The organism is Enterococcus sp. DIV1067f (genome assembly GCF_050543505.1).
Lineage (GTDB): Bacteria > Bacillota > Bacilli > Lactobacillales > Enterococcaceae > Enterococcus_D > Enterococcus_D entomosocium.
This window is the reverse complement of record NZ_CP172940.1, coordinates 1,815,719-1,831,632: the sequence shown is the minus strand read 5'-3', so window position 1 is coordinate 1,831,632 and position 15,914 is coordinate 1,815,719. Positions and strand designations below refer to the sequence as shown.

Annotated in this window: 15 protein-coding genes; 14 read left to right on the top strand and 1 reads right to left on the bottom strand. The window is 42.6% G+C overall.

Annotated features, from left to right (window positions below; genetic code table 11):
- Positions 1 to 3: 3 nt before the first annotated feature.
- The 7 genes from IGJ42_RS08535 (at position 4) to IGJ42_RS08505 (ending at position 7,460) form a co-directional block, all read left to right on the top strand.
- The gene (locus IGJ42_RS08535; RefSeq protein ID WP_430615177.1) at positions 4 to 1,470 is read left to right on the top strand and encodes a glycoside hydrolase family 43 protein; all 1,467 of its coding nucleotides are present in this window, start codon (positions 4 to 6) and stop codon (positions 1,468 to 1,470) included.
- Positions 1,463 to 3,706: a beta-glucosidase BglX gene (gene bglX / locus IGJ42_RS08530; RefSeq protein WP_430616146.1), complete on the top strand. Its 2,244-nt coding sequence runs from the start codon at positions 1,463 to 1,465 to the stop codon at positions 3,704 to 3,706. The genes IGJ42_RS08535 and bglX overlap by 8 nt, the downstream gene beginning before the upstream one ends.
- A 246-nt stretch (positions 3,707 to 3,952) precedes the next feature.
- Positions 3,953 to 4,645, top strand: a complete 693-nt coding sequence (locus tag IGJ42_RS08525; protein ID WP_430615175.1) for a flavodoxin — start codon at positions 3,953 to 3,955, stop codon at positions 4,643 to 4,645.
- Positions 4,646 to 5,114: 469 nt separating this feature from the next.
- Positions 5,115 to 5,996, top strand: a complete 882-nt coding sequence (locus tag IGJ42_RS08520) for a LysR family transcriptional regulator (protein WP_430615173.1) — start codon at positions 5,115 to 5,117, stop codon at positions 5,994 to 5,996.
- Between the two features lie 164 nt (positions 5,997 to 6,160).
- Positions 6,161 to 6,727, top strand: coding sequence for a flavodoxin (locus IGJ42_RS08515; protein ID WP_430615171.1), 567 nt, complete (start codon positions 6,161 to 6,163; stop codon positions 6,725 to 6,727).
- Positions 6,696 to 7,040 (top strand): carboxymuconolactone decarboxylase family protein, encoded by a 345-nt coding sequence (locus IGJ42_RS08510; RefSeq protein ID WP_430615169.1) that lies wholly within the window; start codon positions 6,696 to 6,698, stop codon positions 7,038 to 7,040. The genes IGJ42_RS08515 and IGJ42_RS08510 overlap by 32 nt, the downstream gene beginning before the upstream one ends.
- The gene (locus IGJ42_RS08505) at positions 7,041 to 7,460 is read left to right on the top strand and encodes a cupin domain-containing protein (protein ID WP_430615167.1); all 420 of its coding nucleotides are present in this window, start codon (positions 7,041 to 7,043) and stop codon (positions 7,458 to 7,460) included.
- A 211-nt stretch (positions 7,461 to 7,671) separates the two neighbouring features.
- On the opposite strand, the gene IGJ42_RS08500 is transcribed toward IGJ42_RS08505, so the two are convergent.
- Positions 7,672 to 8,526 carry a LysR family transcriptional regulator gene (locus IGJ42_RS08500; RefSeq protein WP_142968422.1) on the bottom strand — a complete coding sequence of 285 codons (855 nt, stop codon included), beginning with the start codon at positions 8,524 to 8,526 and terminating at the stop codon, positions 7,672 to 7,674.
- A gap of 117 nt (positions 8,527 to 8,643) precedes the next feature.
- Here IGJ42_RS08500 and IGJ42_RS08495 point away from each other — a divergent pair, with 117 nt between their 5' ends.
- From IGJ42_RS08495 to IGJ42_RS08465, 7 genes are read left to right on the top strand one after another with little or no spacing between them, the layout of a single operon-like run.
- Positions 8,644 to 9,558, top strand: coding sequence for an ACP S-malonyltransferase (locus IGJ42_RS08495; protein WP_430615164.1), 915 nt, complete (start codon positions 8,644 to 8,646; stop codon positions 9,556 to 9,558).
- Between the two features lie 5 nt (positions 9,559 to 9,563).
- Positions 9,564 to 11,210, top strand: a complete 1,647-nt coding sequence (mdcA, locus tag IGJ42_RS08490; protein ID WP_430615162.1) for a malonate decarboxylase subunit alpha — start codon at positions 9,564 to 9,566, stop codon at positions 11,208 to 11,210.
- 25 nt (positions 11,211 to 11,235) lie between these two features.
- A complete protein-coding gene (locus IGJ42_RS08485) occupies positions 11,236 to 11,535 on the top strand; it encodes a malonate decarboxylase subunit delta (RefSeq protein ID WP_005226050.1) in 300 nt (99 codons plus the stop codon).
- Positions 11,525 to 13,207 carry a biotin-independent malonate decarboxylase subunit beta gene (gene mdcD / locus IGJ42_RS08480; protein WP_086372983.1) on the top strand — a complete coding sequence of 561 codons (1,683 nt, stop codon included), beginning with the start codon at positions 11,525 to 11,527 and terminating at the stop codon, positions 13,205 to 13,207. Before IGJ42_RS08485 ends, mdcD begins: the two co-directional genes overlap by 11 nt.
- A 3-nt stretch (positions 13,208 to 13,210) precedes the next feature.
- On the top strand, positions 13,211 to 13,804 hold the full coding sequence (locus tag IGJ42_RS08475) for a malonate decarboxylase holo-ACP synthase (RefSeq protein ID WP_005231351.1): 594 nt from the start codon (positions 13,211 to 13,213) through the stop codon (positions 13,802 to 13,804).
- A gap of 24 nt (positions 13,805 to 13,828) precedes the next feature.
- Positions 13,829 to 14,914 (top strand): acyltransferase family protein, encoded by a 1,086-nt coding sequence (locus IGJ42_RS08470; RefSeq protein ID WP_086372982.1) that lies wholly within the window; start codon positions 13,829 to 13,831, stop codon positions 14,912 to 14,914.
- Between the two features lie 12 nt (positions 14,915 to 14,926).
- Positions 14,927 to 15,784 (top strand): triphosphoribosyl-dephospho-CoA synthase, encoded by an 858-nt coding sequence (locus tag IGJ42_RS08465; protein WP_301389459.1) that lies wholly within the window; start codon positions 14,927 to 14,929, stop codon positions 15,782 to 15,784.
- Positions 15,785 to 15,914 lie beyond the last annotated feature (130 nt).

Sequence of the window (15,914 nt, the reverse complement as noted above, 5' to 3'; positions counted from 1 at the left end):
ACAATGAAGTATACCAATCCGGTTATCAAAGGATTTCATCCTGATCCGAGTATTTGTTTCGATGGAAAATCCTACTATTTAGTCTGTTCAAGTTTCGAATATTTTCCTTGTCTGCCGATTTTTAAAAGCCAGGATCTACTCAATTGGCAATTTAAACAGTATGCGATTGATTGTCCAGATCATATCAATCTGAAAGAAATCAGCAACTCGATGGGACTTTTTGCCCCAACGATCCGCTTCTTTGAGGAAACATATTTTCTGGTATGTACAAATGTCACTCAAGGGAATTTCATCTGCCATACGAAAAACCTTGACCATGGCTGGTCTGATCCAATCTGGATCAACTGTCCTTTTGGGATCGATCCCTCGCTTTCATTTATTGATGGCCGATTTTTCTTCCAACTTGCTGCATCAATGAAAGGGAAAAACAGCATTCTACAATTTGAAATCGATCCTTACAGCGGGAAAATGCTGACAGATCCGGTAGAAATCAGCCAAGGGTGCGGTGGACGCGACGCGGAAGCACCACATCTTTTCAAGAAAGACGAATGGTACTATCTTATATTGGCGGAAGGTGGCACAAGAGAAGGACATATGGTAACGATTCAAAGAAGTAAATCAATCAATGGTCCATATGAAGGAGCAAGTATGAATCCTATCCTCTCGAATAGAGATATCAAGTCGCCGCTTCAAGCCGTAGGGCATGCAGATTTCTTTCAAGATAAAGAAGGTTTTTGGTGGCTGACAGCTCTTGCGACTAGGCCCAAACGTCATTTTACCCTGCTTGGTCGTGAAACGATTCTATTACCTGTAGAGTGGATTGACGGTTGGCCAGTTGTCAACCAGACAGGGAACGCATCGGTTGAAGTTGAAACAGATCGTTTTTCAAAGAGCGTTAAGCAGCGGAATGAACCGGTACCTTTTCTCTGCAAGAAGTTGCAGAGTGTACGTTTGCCAATTGATTATACGTATGATACTGATTTGGTCATTGATAACTTACCGACCCGTTTAGGAACTTCTAAGGACGAGCCCATTGCCTTTTTGTCCTTAAGTCAAGCTGATACTGACTGCTGCTTTGAAACGACATTGATGGTCGACGAATGTCAGGAGGGAACTTTTGGCATAGCAATCTATAAGGATGACCTGCATTTTTGCCAATTCGGATTGCGAAAAACAAAACACCAAACAGAGCTTTTTTCCAGCAAAATCATCTTCGATTTACATCTGCATCGATCCAATAATTTAAAAGATAGAAAGAGACTGACCCTGAAATTATCTGGAGACAGCAATAGCTACAATCTGCTGATTATAGATGGAACGAGTACTGTAGTGTTTAAAGATCAAATCGCTGTACGTCATTTTACAAACGAATGTTCTGACTCAAAATTTACCGGTGTCCAGTTAGGAGTTTTTGCAGAAGCAGCTACAGGAAAGACTCGCTTTATCACACCAGAACTAAGATATCAATAGAAAAAACTATGCGAGGAGTAATAATATGAAAAATCAAACACTGGTACAATTAGTCAACCAACTGACCTTAGATGAAAAAATCGGCCAATTGGTGCAGTTATCTGGAGAATTCTTTCACGGAAGCGATTTGTCTTTGGGTCCTCAGCAAAAACTTGGCATCGAACAACAAACCATCGATTTTGTCGGTTCGGTACTAAATGTCACAGGGGCTCAAGTAACTCGAAAGATTCAAACAGACTACTTAAGAAAAAGCCGACACAAAATCCCTCTATTGTTCATGGCAGATATCATTTATGGATACCGAACAGTCTTCCCGATTCCTCTAGGATTGGGAGCAACATGGAATCCGGCGTTGATTCAAAGCGCCTACCAAGCCGCAGCCCAAGAAGCAAGAGCGGCTGGCGCGCATGTAACTTATGCACCGATGGTCGACTTAGTACGCGATGCTCGCTGGGGCCGATGCTTGGAGTCGACAGGAGAGGATCCGATGCTAAATGCTGATTTTGCGAAAGCGATGGTAGAAGGCATTCAGCAGGAAAAAAGGGGGGATCTGTCCGGAATCGCTGCCTGTGTTAAACATTTTGCTGCTTATGGAGCAGCAGAAGGCGGACGCGATTATAATACAGTTGATATGAGTGAACGCAAACTGCGTCAAGACTACTTAATCGGCTATAAAGCGGCTGTCGAGGCTGGATGCAAACTAGTCATGACTTCTTTTAACACGTATGATGGTATTCCCGCTACTGCTAATCAATTTCTGATCAAACAAATTCTAAGAGAAGAATGGCAGTTTGACGGAGTCGTTATTTCGGATTATGCAGCTGTTCAAGAATTGATTCCTCATGGGATTGCTGCGGATGATCGAGAAGCGGCCAAATTAGCGATCGAAGCAACAAATGACATCGATATGAAAACCCGCTGTTATGCGAAAGAGCTTCGTCCGCTGCTGGAAAGCGGTGAGATTGATCAGCGGTTGATCGATGACGCTGTGTATCGTGTCTTGAAACTTAAAGAGGATTTAGGGCTGTTTGAAGATCCTTTCCGTGGCAGTTCAGAAGAAGTAGAGGCTCAAATACTTTTATCCGAAGAGAACCGGAAACTTGCACGAAAAGTTGCCTCCGAAGCGATCGTTTTATTGCAGAATAAGCAAGAGGTACTTCCTCTTATTCCAAACAAAGAGAAAATATTACTCGTTGGTCCCTATGGTGACAACCAAGCAATGATTGGTTTATGGGCAGTACACGGAAAAACAGAGGATGTCACAACATTAAAAACGGCGCTCCAAAATGCAGTTACGGAAAAATATGTTCATTACGAACCAGGTTGTCCGCTTTTAGAAGATGATTCTATACTTGGAGACTTTGGCTATACTGCCAGCGGCAATTCCTCATCAGCTGCACAGCAAGATCTTTGGCTGAAAGAAGCGTTGAAATCTGGCACTGAGGCAGACATTATTCTTTTTGCTATGGGGGAACACAGTTTGCAAAGTGGGGAAGCTGGCAGTCGAACGGACCTTCATTTACCAGCTGTTCAAAGAGCTTTTATTAAAAAAATGACCGCTCTTGGTAAAAAAAATATCTTGATCAATTTCAGTGGTCGCCCACTGGTGTTAAAAGAAGAAACAAAACAAATGGATGCAATATTACAGGCATGGTTTCCTGGTACAGAAGGAGCACAAGCAATCGTTGATATACTTTTTGGGAAGGTCAATCCTTCTGGTCGTTTAAGTATGAGCTTCCCAGAAGATGTAGGGCAGCTGCCACTTTACTACAATCACTTCAATACTGGAAGACCATTGAACAGCAAGACACATACAGGACGTTTCGTTTCGAAGTATCTGGATTGCTCAAACGAGCCGCTCTTTCCATTTGGTTATGGGTTGAGTTTTGGGGAAGCATCATACCATTCGTTAAAATTGAGTGATTCAACCATGAATGAAACATTGGAAGCTGAAATTACGATCCGCAACAATTCTGCTTACTCCAGATTGGAGACAGTCCAGCTTTACATCAGAGATCACGTTGGATCGGTAGTTAGGCCTGTGAAAGAATTAAAGAAATATCAAAAAATCTCTTTGTCAGCTTATGAAGAAAAAACCGTTCAGTTCACAATAACAAAAGAAGATCTTTATTATTATCAAAAAGACATGAATTATGGCGTCGAACCAGGAATGTTTACTTTGTTTATTGGAAAAAATTCATCTGAGGGCGAATCAACAACTTTTGAACTTCTCTGAATTTCCTTCGCTGGCCCAGATTAAACACTGAAAAACAAGATAGAACAATAAGAGATGAGACTTGGGAGAGCTGTAGAACAACAGGAATTGTTTTACGGCTTTTCATTGTGTTGATTTTGTGAGAAATTGGTAAAAGAAAATCTAAAAACGCTTCTAGCGTATTGCCCTAAAGTACACTTCAGGAAATATACTTAAAAAGTCAATCTGATTGATAATAAGAAAAAGGGGTAATATGATAAAAAAATTTTGTATGGAATACTTTTTTTAGTGATCTTTCTCACCGGATGTGGTCAATCACAAAATGAAGAGACAGAAAATGGTGCGACGACTGACAATACAGCAGAAGTTGATGGTCTAGAAAGTGAACAAGTAGGGAATGGAGGGGTAGAAGCTACGATTGCCATAGCATACTTTACACGTCCAGAGAATTTAGAACAAGAGCCTGAGATCGAAGCTGTTTCAAGAGCCAGTTTTAATATAGTAGACGGTGAACTCGCAGGAGATGTGCGCATTTTGGCTGAAATGATCGCAGAGGAGACAGGTGGTGAAATATTCTCCATTCAGACAGTATCAGGCTATCCAAATATTTATGATGAACATACAGCTACAGCCACTGTAGAGGTGGAAGAGGATGCGAGACCACAATTGATAGAGAATACTGAAGAACTAGAAAATGCAGACGTTCTTTTTATTGGATTTCCTATTTGGTGGAACCGGGCACCGAGAGCTATTTTAACATTTCTTGAATCAAATGATTTTAGCAACAAACAAATCGTTCCATTTGCAACACACGGTGGTAATGGATTAACAAATAGTCAAAATGAATTGGAATTGCTATATCCAGACTACGAATTTCTCCCAGGATTTGGGGTAAGAGGGGGAAATGTGGAAGCGTCTGAAACGAACCTGCAGGATTGGCTAACGGAAATTGGATTCTAGCTATTTCTTTAGGTATCAGCAGATGGATGATACCTTTCTTGAAAAATAAAATGAAACATAATATTGTTATGGTAAACTAAATTTAATCGGAAGTCACAGCTACAATGAAGGAACATAAGGATCTTCATCGCAGCTGATTTGTAAAAAAAATCTATTATTAACTTGCTACATGAGCTTGTATAGATATTTAGACTATCTCGGGTAAGAATAAGCATAACAAAAACCCACTTATCCTACGTCAAATGCCATAAAATAAATAGCTGATAAACCTGTTCGTTTGTGCGAACAGGTTTTACATGTCATTCCATAAAACGATCTTCTTAAAATTCTACAGTCTTCTCCGCTTTTTTTAGCATGATTCGCTGAATTAGCGATTCTTTGTTATTATTAAAAATGAATAGACCAAGAAGTAGGATGATTCTTTTCATTGCTAAGAGTTAAAATGTTGCAAAAAAGAGGAGGCGATTTAGTGGAATTTCGTTTATTAAAATATTTCTTCACGATTGCAGAGGAAGGGACGATCTCACAAGCCGCAGAAGTGCTCCACATCACCCAACCGACATTGAGTCGTCAATTAAAAGAATTAGAAGATGAATTAGGAACGGCTCTTTTCATTCGTGATAATCGTACAATGCTCTTAACGGAAGCAGGTCGTTTTTTAAAAAGCCGTGCCGAGGAGATATTGAGTCTAACGGATCAAACCTTGCAAGAGTTTGAAGCTCGTAAGAAACAGTTGTTTAGTGGTCATTTCACAATTGGCTGTGTGGAAGCAGATAATTCCGACACGCTTTCTTTGATGTTGGAAGAATTTATCAGTGACTATCCAGATGTCCGCTTTCATATTCACAGCGGCACAGGAGATGATATCAACGAGCGTTTGGAGAAAGGCTTATTGGATTTGGCGATTTTGATCGAACCTATCGAGATCGAGAAATACGAAAAAATCGTTCTACCAAGAAAAGAGACTTGGGGCATACTGACATCGGCTGATTCTTTTCTCGCCCATAAAGAGGAGATCACACCAGAAGATATCAAAGGGGTGCCTTTGCTAGTGTCAAGGCGCCCGGAAGTTCAGCAAATGTTCAGTCAATGGTCAAAAATACCAATAGAAGAATTACCGATCGTTGGAACATATAACTTGATTTTCAATGTCTTTTCCTTAGTAGAAAACCATGTTGGTTCGGCGTTGACCATCAGCGGAGCTGTCGGAGAACGGAGGGATGAAACGATCAAATTTTTGCCTTTAGTCCCTCAAATCGAAACCAGCTGTGTCTTGGTGTGGAAAAGAAATCGTGTGATGTCGCCGGTTGTGACGGCGTTCATTGCCCGCTTTCGTGACGCTTTTGAATAATTGCATCCTAAAAGCCAAAAGAAGTGGAGTGATCCGCTTCTTTTGGCTTCCACCTCTCCCTATGCTTCGTAAGCATAGGGACTTTTTATAGAAAGCATTATTCAACGGCTCCGCTTTGCCTTACTATTAAATATACCAAGAAGAGATACCAAGGAGGTGACAAAATGCCGGCAATACTTGTGTATTCACGAGCAGGGGAGAATCTTATTGAAGGGCAGCGAAAAAAGCTGATAGTGGGAAATACGCGGGTTCTAGCAGAGAAAATAGCAGAGAAATTACAATGCCCGCTTTATTCTCTTGAACCGGCTTATCCTTACCCTGAAAGCTATCAAGCAATGGTCGAGCTAGCAAAAAAAGAAAAAGCGGCCAATGAATTCCCTTTCTATCAAGAGGTATCGGCAGCGTTTTTTAAAGAACGGGTCTTGTTTATCGGTTTTCCCAATTGGTGGGGCACATACCCGATGATCCTAGCGAGTTTTTTAAAAGATCACCGATTGGAAGGGAAGATTATTTTTCCGTTTTGTACTCATGAAGGCTCAGGATTCGGCAATAGCATTGAAGACTTTAAAAAGACTTGTCCTGATGCAGTTGTTTATCCTGGATTAGCTGTTCGTGGTTCAAGAATAGAGAAAGCGGATACAGCTATTCGAAATTGGTTAAATCAGCATTTCATTAAAATAGATGAAGGAGACGATCGATATGGTCAAGAAACAAACAGCAGGAAGAGATAACTTAGGCAACTTTGCGCCGAAATTCGCGCAACTAAATGATGATGTGTTATTTGGTGAAGTTTGGTCACGTGAGGCAGAATTGGCTCCTCATACGAGAAGTTTATTGACGATATCTGCCTTGATTTCTGGGGGCAATTTTGAACAATTGACTCCCCATCTGATGATTGGCAAGGAAAACGGGATCACTGTAGAGGAAATTGCAGAAGTAATCACTCATCTGGCTTTCTATGTTGGCTGGCCTAAAGCTTGGTCTGCTTTTAACATCGCCAAAACGGTTTATCAAGAAGAGTTAGCAGAACTGGAGGATAAATAAATGTCAGAACTCGATGCAGCAAAAGAAGCAGGAATCTTTTTATTGGGCAACACAAATGATGCCTATGCGCAATATTTTAGCGGTCAGAGTTACTTGAATCCTTTAGTAGCTGATTCAGCGATTCCAGTCAACGTTGGCAATGTGACCTTTGAACCGGGTTGTCGCAACAATTGGCATCGGCATATCGATGGTGGGTATCAATTGTTGTTGGTGACCGCAGGAAAAGGCTGGTACCAAGAAGCAGGGAAGAAACCGCAAAAACTTACTGTTGGTGATGTCGTAGTCATCAAGGAAGGGGTCAAACATTGGCATGGTGCAGCAAAAAATAGTTGGTTTGCCCATGTAGCGATTACTGCTGGTGCTTCAGAATGGTTAGAAGCAGTCAGTGATGAAGAATACGATCAATTGCCTGACGCATAAGTGATGGTAAGGCAGCCGTACTTGAAGGCGTGTAACAAATCTTATGAGGTCTCACCTGACTGGCAGCCAATACTGTGGCTAGTCAAAAGAGATCGAAGAGATCAATGTGAATGAATGTACGGTCGATTCGATGATTCAATCGGGGTAAATAGGAAAGAAAAAAGAAGCGTCCACTTGCACAACTAACGTGCGAATGGACGCTTCTTTTTGTTTAGCCAAGATAAAATTCAATCAAGGTTTTTGCAATCAATTTTGTCATGGGATGACCTTTCGTAAAGCTTGATGCTAAATAGATCGTCCTTGATAAGGGGAAATCTGCTAGTTCACGTAAAACGAAAGGTGCCTGATCTTCATAGCCCCAAGTAATTTTAGGAAAGAACGTGATTCCTAGTCCTTGATTGATAAGGGAGCGCAACGTCGCCGGATCGTCCGTCGTTGAACCGATAGCCAAACTGATTTTTTTTGCTTCAAAAGCTTCGTCGATGGTTCTACGCAGCGGGCTGTTTTCAACCAGCATCAGCAAAGGCACGTGTTGGATATCGGCAACTTGCAAGTCTTTTTTTTCTGCCAAGGGATGCTTTTTGGGGATCGCCAATAAGATGGGTTCCGTGAATATTGGTAGATTGGTCAAGCCGTTCTTTGGCTCAGAGGTAATGTAGAAGGCTTGTTCTTTGTTGGTCTCCTTACTGCCGTGCTGCTTGATCGAAAGTTGGATCTCAGGGTGCTTTTCAACGAATGTCGCCACCAAATTGGGCAAGGAAACAGAAGCGACTTCAGAGTAGATCGTCACTGCCGGGACCATTTCTCCATTTAAGGCTTGGATCGCACTCATTCCTTCGTCGAAACGTGCTAACGTCTCAACGACATAGGGATAAAATTCTTCAGCATACATCGTCAACTCGATATGCCGACCGGCATGATAGAACAAAGGAACGCCTAGTTCACTTTCTAAGTGTTTCATGGCACGGCTCAAGGCAGGTTGCGAGATGTATAATTCTTGTGCAGATTGGGTAATATTTTTCGATTCGGCTACTTTTTTAAAGTAGCGTAAATGATCAAGGTTCATCAGATACTCCTCTTTCCATACCTTTTGGTTATGGATATTCACGAAACTGGTATTTTTTATTATAACAAACTTCCGTTATTATGACACAGGAAAGAGAAATTGTTTAGGAGGTGCTTCATGAGTACAGGTTTCTTATACCCAGGACAAGGCAGTCAGACCAGCAAGATGCTTGAGGACGTGCCTGCCAGTTATTTCCATCGGCTAGAACAGGCGACAGGCTTTGATTTACACCGTGTATCGGAGAATCTAGAACAAGATACCGTCTCTATTCAGTTGGCGCTTTTAGTAAAAGCGGCTTTTTACACGGACCAGATGAAAGCCTCTGGTGTGCAACCACAGCTTGTGGCGGGGCATTCGATTGGCGCTTTTTCCGCTGCGTTAGCTTGTGAAAGTTTGAGTTTCGAAAACGCCGCTAGCTTGGTCTATCATCGGGCGACACTGATGAAAGAAGCCTATCCGACTGATTATGCCATGGGGGTACTGGTTGGTGTAACGAGAAGTGAAGCAGAAGCGCTCGTGGCAAAAACATTTGATCCTGCTGCTCCCGTCTATTTGTCAAATGAAAATTGCCCCATGCAGCATACGATCTCTGGTCATCTCAAAGGCTTGCGCAAGACGCTGGCTCAAGCGAAAGACTATCATGCGCAAACCGCCAAACTTTTAGCAGTGCCTGTGCCGTCCCATTGTATGTTGATGACAGAACCCGTGAAACGGTTTGCGCCATTTATGAACACGTTATCTCTTGATGTGCCTATCTGTCCGTACCTCAAAAATACAGATGGGCGGATGACCATGAATCCTGAAGAGATCCGCCGTGATTTGCTGCAAAATATTGCTTTTCCGGTGCAGTGGAACAAGATCATGGATGTTGCCTACGAAGCAGGACTTGATTTGGCTCTTGAATTTCCTCCGGGCAACACCTTAACAAAACTGATCCAAGCAAAATTTGGTGAAAACAAAGCGATCCGTGTGATCAATTTGGATCAACATGGCATGGATGATGCTTTATTCCTATATCAAAAATGGAGATGAATACAATGGAAAAACCTGCAAGAAACTGGGCAAGTAAACGTGAAAAGAAAGCCCAAACCATGAAAAAAATCGAGCATCTTCTCGATGGAAAATATGTCCCAACGGAAGCAATCATTGAAGTCTTAGAACAGTTGATCCGTCCGGGAGACAAAGTGGTCCTTGAAGGCGACAATCAAAAACAAGCAAGCTTTCTATCAAAAAGCTTAGAACAAGTCGATGCTCAAAAAGTCAACAATTTGCATATGATCATGTCGAGTATCTCCCGTCCAGAACATTTGACGATATTTGAAAAAGGCATTGCAGCGAAAATCGATTTTTCTTATGCAGGCGCACAAAGTACGCGCGTTGCCCAAATGATTGAAGACAAAACCATGAAATTAGGGGACATTCATACGTATTTGGAATTATATGGTCGCTTATTTATCGACTTGATTCCGAATGTGGTCCTTGTGGCGGCGGACAAAGCCGATCGCCAAGGAAATCTTTATACAGGTTACAATACGGAAGAAACACCAACGATCGTCGAAGCAGCAGCCTTTAAAGATGGGATTGTGATCGTCCAAGTTAATGAAGTGGTCGATCGTTTGCCGCGGGTCGACATTCCCAGCGATTGGATCGATGTCGTCGTGGTAGCAGACCAACCGTATCAATTAGAAGCGCTCTTTACTAGAGATCCGCAAAACATTACGGAATTACAAATTTTGATGGCGATGATGGCATTAAAAGGAATCTATGCAGAACATGAAGTACAATCGTTGAATCATGGGATCGGTTTTAATACCGCTGCGATCGAGTTACTTTTACCAACCTATGGAGAAACCCTTGGAATCAAAGGAAAAGTAGCGAAAAACTGGGTCTTGAATCCTCATCCAACGATGATTCCAGCTATCGAATCTGGTTGGGTCGAAAGCATCCACAGTTTTGGTGGGGAAGTTGGTATGGAAAAATACATTGCCGCTCGTCCAGATGTATTCTTTGTAGGAAAAGACGGCACGATGCGCAGCAATCGAGCATTATCCCAAACTGCAGGTCAATATGCCATCGATATGTTTATCGGTTCGACCTTACAACTGGATTATCAAGGAAATTCTTCTACAGTGACGAAAGGCCGCTTATCTGGATTTGGTGGTGCACCAAATATGGGGCATAATCCGGGGGGCCGTCGGCATTCGACTCCAGCTTGGCAATCCTTGCGGGATGAAACAGATCCTTTAGCAAAAGGACAAAAATTAGTCGTTCAAATGGTTGAAACGTATGGTTCCAATAAAAAACCTGTTTTTGTAGAAACGTTAGATGCGTTGGCTGTCCAAAAGCAAGCTGGTTTAGCCAATGCCCCAATTATGATCTATAGCGAAGATACGACGCATATCGTGACAGAAGAAGGCATCGCTTATCTTTATAAAGCAAACTCAAAAGAGGAAAAACAAGCAGCAATCGCAGCCATCGGTGGTGTAACCCCACTAGGAATGACCAGCACAAAAGCTTCTCTGAATGCCTTGCGCAAAGCGGGAATCGTGAAATTACCAGAAGACTTAGGGATCAAACGCAGTGATGCCAAACGATCATTGCTAGCAGCTCAAACCGTTGATGATTTGATCGAATGGTCCGATGGGTTGTATGAACCGCCAATGAAATTCAGAACGTGGTCTTAATAAGAGCAAGAGGAGAGAAGAAGAGATGGAAAAATTAGCTTATACGTATCAAACAACGAAACCAGTCACCAAAAAAGTCCATGTTGGCGTGGTTGGTTCTGGTGACTTGGAAATTCTGCTTTTTCCAACAGACAAACAAGAAACCACCGTTTCAGTTTGTACAGGAAGTGATGGCTTTGGCGATGTGTGGCAAAATGTCTTGACACGTTTTTTTGAGCGCTATCCAATCAGTGCGCAAATAGTGATCAACGACTTTGGCGCTACTCCCGGTGTGGTTTACCTACGATTAACCCAAGCAATGGAGGAACTAGCAGATGAAGAATAGTTTTGTAGAATTAAATGCCCGAGAACGGGTGCACGCATTATTGGATGCCAAGAGCGGTCGTGAATTGATCGATCCATTCGACCAAATGATCGCACCCAATCTGGTGGCTCAAGACATCGTGCCACAAAGCGATGATGGGATCGTTGTTTGCCGTGGAACGATTTCTGGAGAAAACGTGGTCGTGATCGCTATGGAAGGAAAATTCCAAGGTGGCGGGATCGGTGAAGTTTCTGGTGCTAAAATCATCGCGGCATTGACTCATGTGTTGGAAGAAAACCAAAAGGGCAATCCGATCACACCGATCATCATCCTCGATACTGGTGGCGTACGCCTCCAAGAAGCGAATTACGGCTTATTGTCGATTGCAGAAATCGGCAATTTGATCGTTGCAATAAAATCGTATGTGCCAGTGATTGGATTAGTGCCAGGTCGGGTGGGTTCTTTTGGCGGTATGTCGATTACCTCAGCACTTATGAGCTACTTGATAGCGACGAAGAAAGCCCGTATCGGTTTGAACGGTCCTGAAGTCATCGAACAAGAAGCTGGCGTGAGAGAATTTGATTCCAGTGATAAAGATTTGATTTGGAATACCATTGGCGCCAAACAACGTTTGGCAGCACAAATGATCGATGAACTAGTGACTGACAGTGTCGAATCGATCCAAGAAGCTGTGATTGCGGCGATGGTTGAAAAGAAAGACAGTCATCGCAGCGAAAAAAGTGGTTTTTATCTTTCTCTTTTAAACGAACTTGATCTATCAAAGCCGCTGACTATCGAGGCATACAATAAGGCTCTTGCAACGCATAAAGCAACTGAAGTGGCACCTATTACTGTAACAGAAGGCCAAGAAGCTGCTGCTGACAGTATCGGTTATCATTGGTTTTCAGCATTGACGAATCTGCAGTTCCCAACCTCAACTAGTGCAACAGTCTATGCAGCTGCATCTGACCTTTTTACTGAAGAAGTCGTTGTTACAGCGATCGTGCCAAACCCAACTAATCCGATGTATCGGGTACGCAATGGAGAAGTTGGTTTAGTCGAAGGGTACGAGATGGGCCACCTGTTAGAAACTGTTTATCAAGAAGACAAAGAGAAAGCAGTCAAACGACCAATCATTGCGGTCATCGATGTCCCTAGCCAAGCGTATGGCTACAATGAAGAATTGATTGGTATTCATGCAGCTTTAGCAAACAGTGCGGCAGCTTATGCCAAACTACGCCAAGCGGGTCATCCAGTGATCGGTTTTATCGCTGGTAATGCGATCTCTGGGGCTTTCTTAGCGCATGGCTTGCAATCAAGTCGTCTGATCGCATTAAATAGTGAAAAGATCACTGTTCAAGCAATGTCAAAAGAAAGTGCAAGTCGGGTCACCAAACGGTCGATTGCAGCGATTGAAGCCGCGGCGGAAAAAGTACCAAGTATTGCTTATGATATCAAAAATTATACGAAACTTGGGGCAATCTTCACTTTCTTATCCTCCATTACGGATCAGTCTGTCACCTCTGAAAGCAAAGCGACTGTAATTGAAGCGATCAATGAGGCGATTGATGATGTGCGTAAAACGAATGACACGATGTTGACCAGTCGCTACACCAATCCGATCGCTAAAAAGAGCGGCCGGCTGGAAACGAATAACGTATTTGAAAAAATGAATGCAGAATGGAATGAGTAACGAATGAACCGTGCCCACGATATCGTTCAATTAGATAAAGAAGTTCTTGATATGATTGATATTCCCAAATGGTTTTCTGAAAAAGAACAGCTTTTTGCGACCGTCCGTCGTGGGAAACCCCGTAACCCCAGCTATTTACCCGTGGGGTTGCGCGGGGAAAAGCGGCAAGAACGGTTTGCCTTTGAGGCACCTTGCAACATGATCAAACGAACGATCCATCCTTGGGAATTGATCACTCGTGAGAGCTTTCGATTCAATGAAGTAGCCAATTATCCAGTTTACCGCAACTATCAACAAGCACGGCTTTTATTGAAGCACTATTCTTGGGGAATCGGTGGCAGCTTGGGTTTTGAATTGGCTGCAAAACAGGCAGCAATCAAGCCGACAAGTGATTTAGATCTGTTGCTTTATGCCGACACGAAAGAAAAGCTGCCACTGGAACTATTGGAAAAGCAGGCAGCCTTTTTTCAACAGATCGATGTTCAAGTTATCACAAAACAAGGCGGGTTTGCCTTAAAGGAGTATTTGGAACATCCATCAAAAAAAATCTTAGTAAAAACAGACGAAGGGCCAAAACTCACCACTGAGATTTGGTAATTATTAGAAAAGTGAGCGAAAAACATGTTTGAGAACAACGATTTAAAAATCAACATCAGTGATTTCCAAAAAGTATTTGCCGTGACAGCAGTAATGATGCAAACGATTTTGACTTTTGCCTTATCCAATACCCAAGATGAAAAGACTGCAGCATTCATCGGTACCTTTTATGTCTTGGTGAAATTTACCGCACCCCTGTTTATTTTTGCTATTGTTTATAACATGGTTAAGACAAGTCAACATCTGTCTTATCTAGAATTTTTGAAAGAAAAGTTTTTTGAACTTGTCGTGCCATATGTGCTTTGGACGACGGCTTATTTATGGCTCTTTCCCGCTGTCCAACAAGGAAAACCTTATACTGATACAGCAACGTTTTTACTGAAATATGTGACGGGGGATGCGGCGCCACACTTGTGGTATACGATCATGATGCTGCAGATCCAATTGTTGATGCCGTTTTTTGTCTGGTTAGGCTACAAAGTGTTGACGAAGAAAAAAACTGTTTGGCCAGTATTGATCGTCGCAACTGCTTTGTATGTCGCTTGGTATGTGTTTTATGATCGCCAAGTTTTTGAAGGACCGCATCATGAAAGCTGGTATTTATTGGATCGGTTTGTCTTTAGCTTTGTGATCTATGGGATCTATGGCGAAGCCGCTTTGATTTATCACGAAACCGTCTATCGCTTCCTATACAAGATTCGCTATGCTTTCTTGCCAGTGGGTTTAGCATTGGGGCTATTATCTGCCAATCATCTGCTACATTATGCAGGTGATCTAAGTTTCGCTCATGCACCGTATTTAAATACATTGCAAAGCTTATATAGCTTAGTATTGATTTTTGCAGTCTTTATGTTTGGGTCAACTATGATCAAGAACAATGCCCCTCAGTTAGGGACATTTAAGTGGCTATCTACTTATGCGTATCGAACCTATCTTGCCAATGTTTTTGTCTTTCAAGTTTTGTTGCTATGCTTCAAAGATTTGTTGCTGCAACTGCCAATGGGCATCATGATCATCGTCGCTTATTTGGCAACTGCCAGCTGTGGTTTTTTAACAAGCTATGTTTTGCATGTTTTATGGGTAACGATCAAAGGTCAAATCAAAAAATAGAGGAGGAGTTGGATGTTTGCATTTGCTGTAGAAGAAAATTGTCAACGACTCGCCCAATTGGTAGAAGAAGCCTTGATTGTAGAAGTGACATTGTCCCCAAAACCTGGGTTAGTGGATGCCATTGATTCAGGTGCCCATCACGATATGGATCAAGCACTCTTTCTGCGATCAGCTCGAGCATTGACGCCATACTTTGAAGAAATGGCCTTGGTGTCTTGGGGAAGCAGCATGTCTCAAGAGTTGCGGGAAGCAATCGCTGCAATCGGTCGGAAGGCAGAACAGGCGATGTTGGCAGCCACTGGTGGCATCAACACTCATAAAGGAGCCATTTGGGCATTAGGCTTGCTCATCAGCGCCGTCAGTAGCCAACTTAGTCGCAAACAGCGGATTTTTTTGCCAGAAGTCTTTTCTGACATCCAGCTTCTCACTGCATTTCCTGATCGTGCGCTGACTCAACAAACGGAAAGTCATGGCAAAACTGTTCAAGCCAAATATGGACATCTCGGTGCGTATGGGGAAGCTGCTGCTGGGTTCCCCCATGTTCAAATCGCTCTAGCGGATTATTTTTCTCGGGATTGTTCCAATGAGACTGAAAAAAGGCTCCACATGCTGTTGGCGATCATCGCTACACTGGACGATACGTGTATTTTATACCGCAGCAATCAAGAGGTACTGGCACTGGTTCAGCAACTCGCACAAAAAGCCAATCAGCAAGCGTTGCCGAACCCAGCATTTCATGCACTAGCAGCCTTCTGCCAGTCAGAAAATGTGTCTCCAGGCGGCAGTGCTGATCTGTTGGCTGCCAGCTTCTTTTTATTGTCCATCAACTCGGTTTTACCCGTAAACGAAGGAAAGACCGTTTACCAATAACTCTTTTCCTTAGAAGAAAGCCAACGATTCTTCTAAGGATTTTTTGTTTCATTTTTTCGCTCGATTAAGAAAAATAAAATCTCTTGCTATTTGCATAGTTTAATGATTAGATAATTCTTAGGCACTACTG

What these genes read in the sequence shown, in the direction of transcription:
- IGJ42_RS08535 (WP_430615177.1), top strand. Translation starts at nt 4, where the DNA reads ATGAAGTATACCAATCCGGTTATCAAAGGATTTCATCCTGATCCGAGT.
- IGJ42_RS08515 (WP_430615171.1), top strand. Translation starts at nt 6,161, where the DNA reads ATGCCGGCAATACTTGTGTATTCACGAGCAGGGGAGAATCTTATTGAA.
- IGJ42_RS08510 (WP_430615169.1), top strand. Translation starts at nt 6,696, where the DNA reads ATGGTCAAGAAACAAACAGCAGGAAGAGATAACTTAGGCAACTTTGCG.
- IGJ42_RS08505 (WP_430615167.1), top strand. Translation starts at nt 7,041, where the DNA reads ATGTCAGAACTCGATGCAGCAAAAGAAGCAGGAATCTTTTTATTGGGC.
- IGJ42_RS08500 (WP_142968422.1), bottom strand. Translation starts at nt 8,526, where the DNA reads ATGAACCTTGATCATTTACGCTACTTTAAAAAAGTAGCCGAATCGAAA.
- IGJ42_RS08495 (WP_430615164.1), top strand. Translation starts at nt 8,644, where the DNA reads ATGAGTACAGGTTTCTTATACCCAGGACAAGGCAGTCAGACCAGCAAG.
- mdcA (WP_430615162.1), top strand. Translation starts at nt 9,564, where the DNA reads ATGGAAAAACCTGCAAGAAACTGGGCAAGTAAACGTGAAAAGAAAGCC.
- IGJ42_RS08485 (WP_005226050.1), top strand. Translation starts at nt 11,236, where the DNA reads ATGGAAAAATTAGCTTATACGTATCAAACAACGAAACCAGTCACCAAA.
- mdcD (WP_086372983.1), top strand. Translation starts at nt 11,525, where the DNA reads ATGAAGAATAGTTTTGTAGAATTAAATGCCCGAGAACGGGTGCACGCA.
- IGJ42_RS08475 (WP_005231351.1), top strand. Translation starts at nt 13,211, where the DNA reads ATGAACCGTGCCCACGATATCGTTCAATTAGATAAAGAAGTTCTTGAT.
- IGJ42_RS08470 (WP_086372982.1), top strand. Translation starts at nt 13,829, where the DNA reads ATGTTTGAGAACAACGATTTAAAAATCAACATCAGTGATTTCCAAAAA.
- IGJ42_RS08465 (WP_301389459.1), top strand. Translation starts at nt 14,927, where the DNA reads ATGTTTGCATTTGCTGTAGAAGAAAATTGTCAACGACTCGCCCAATTG.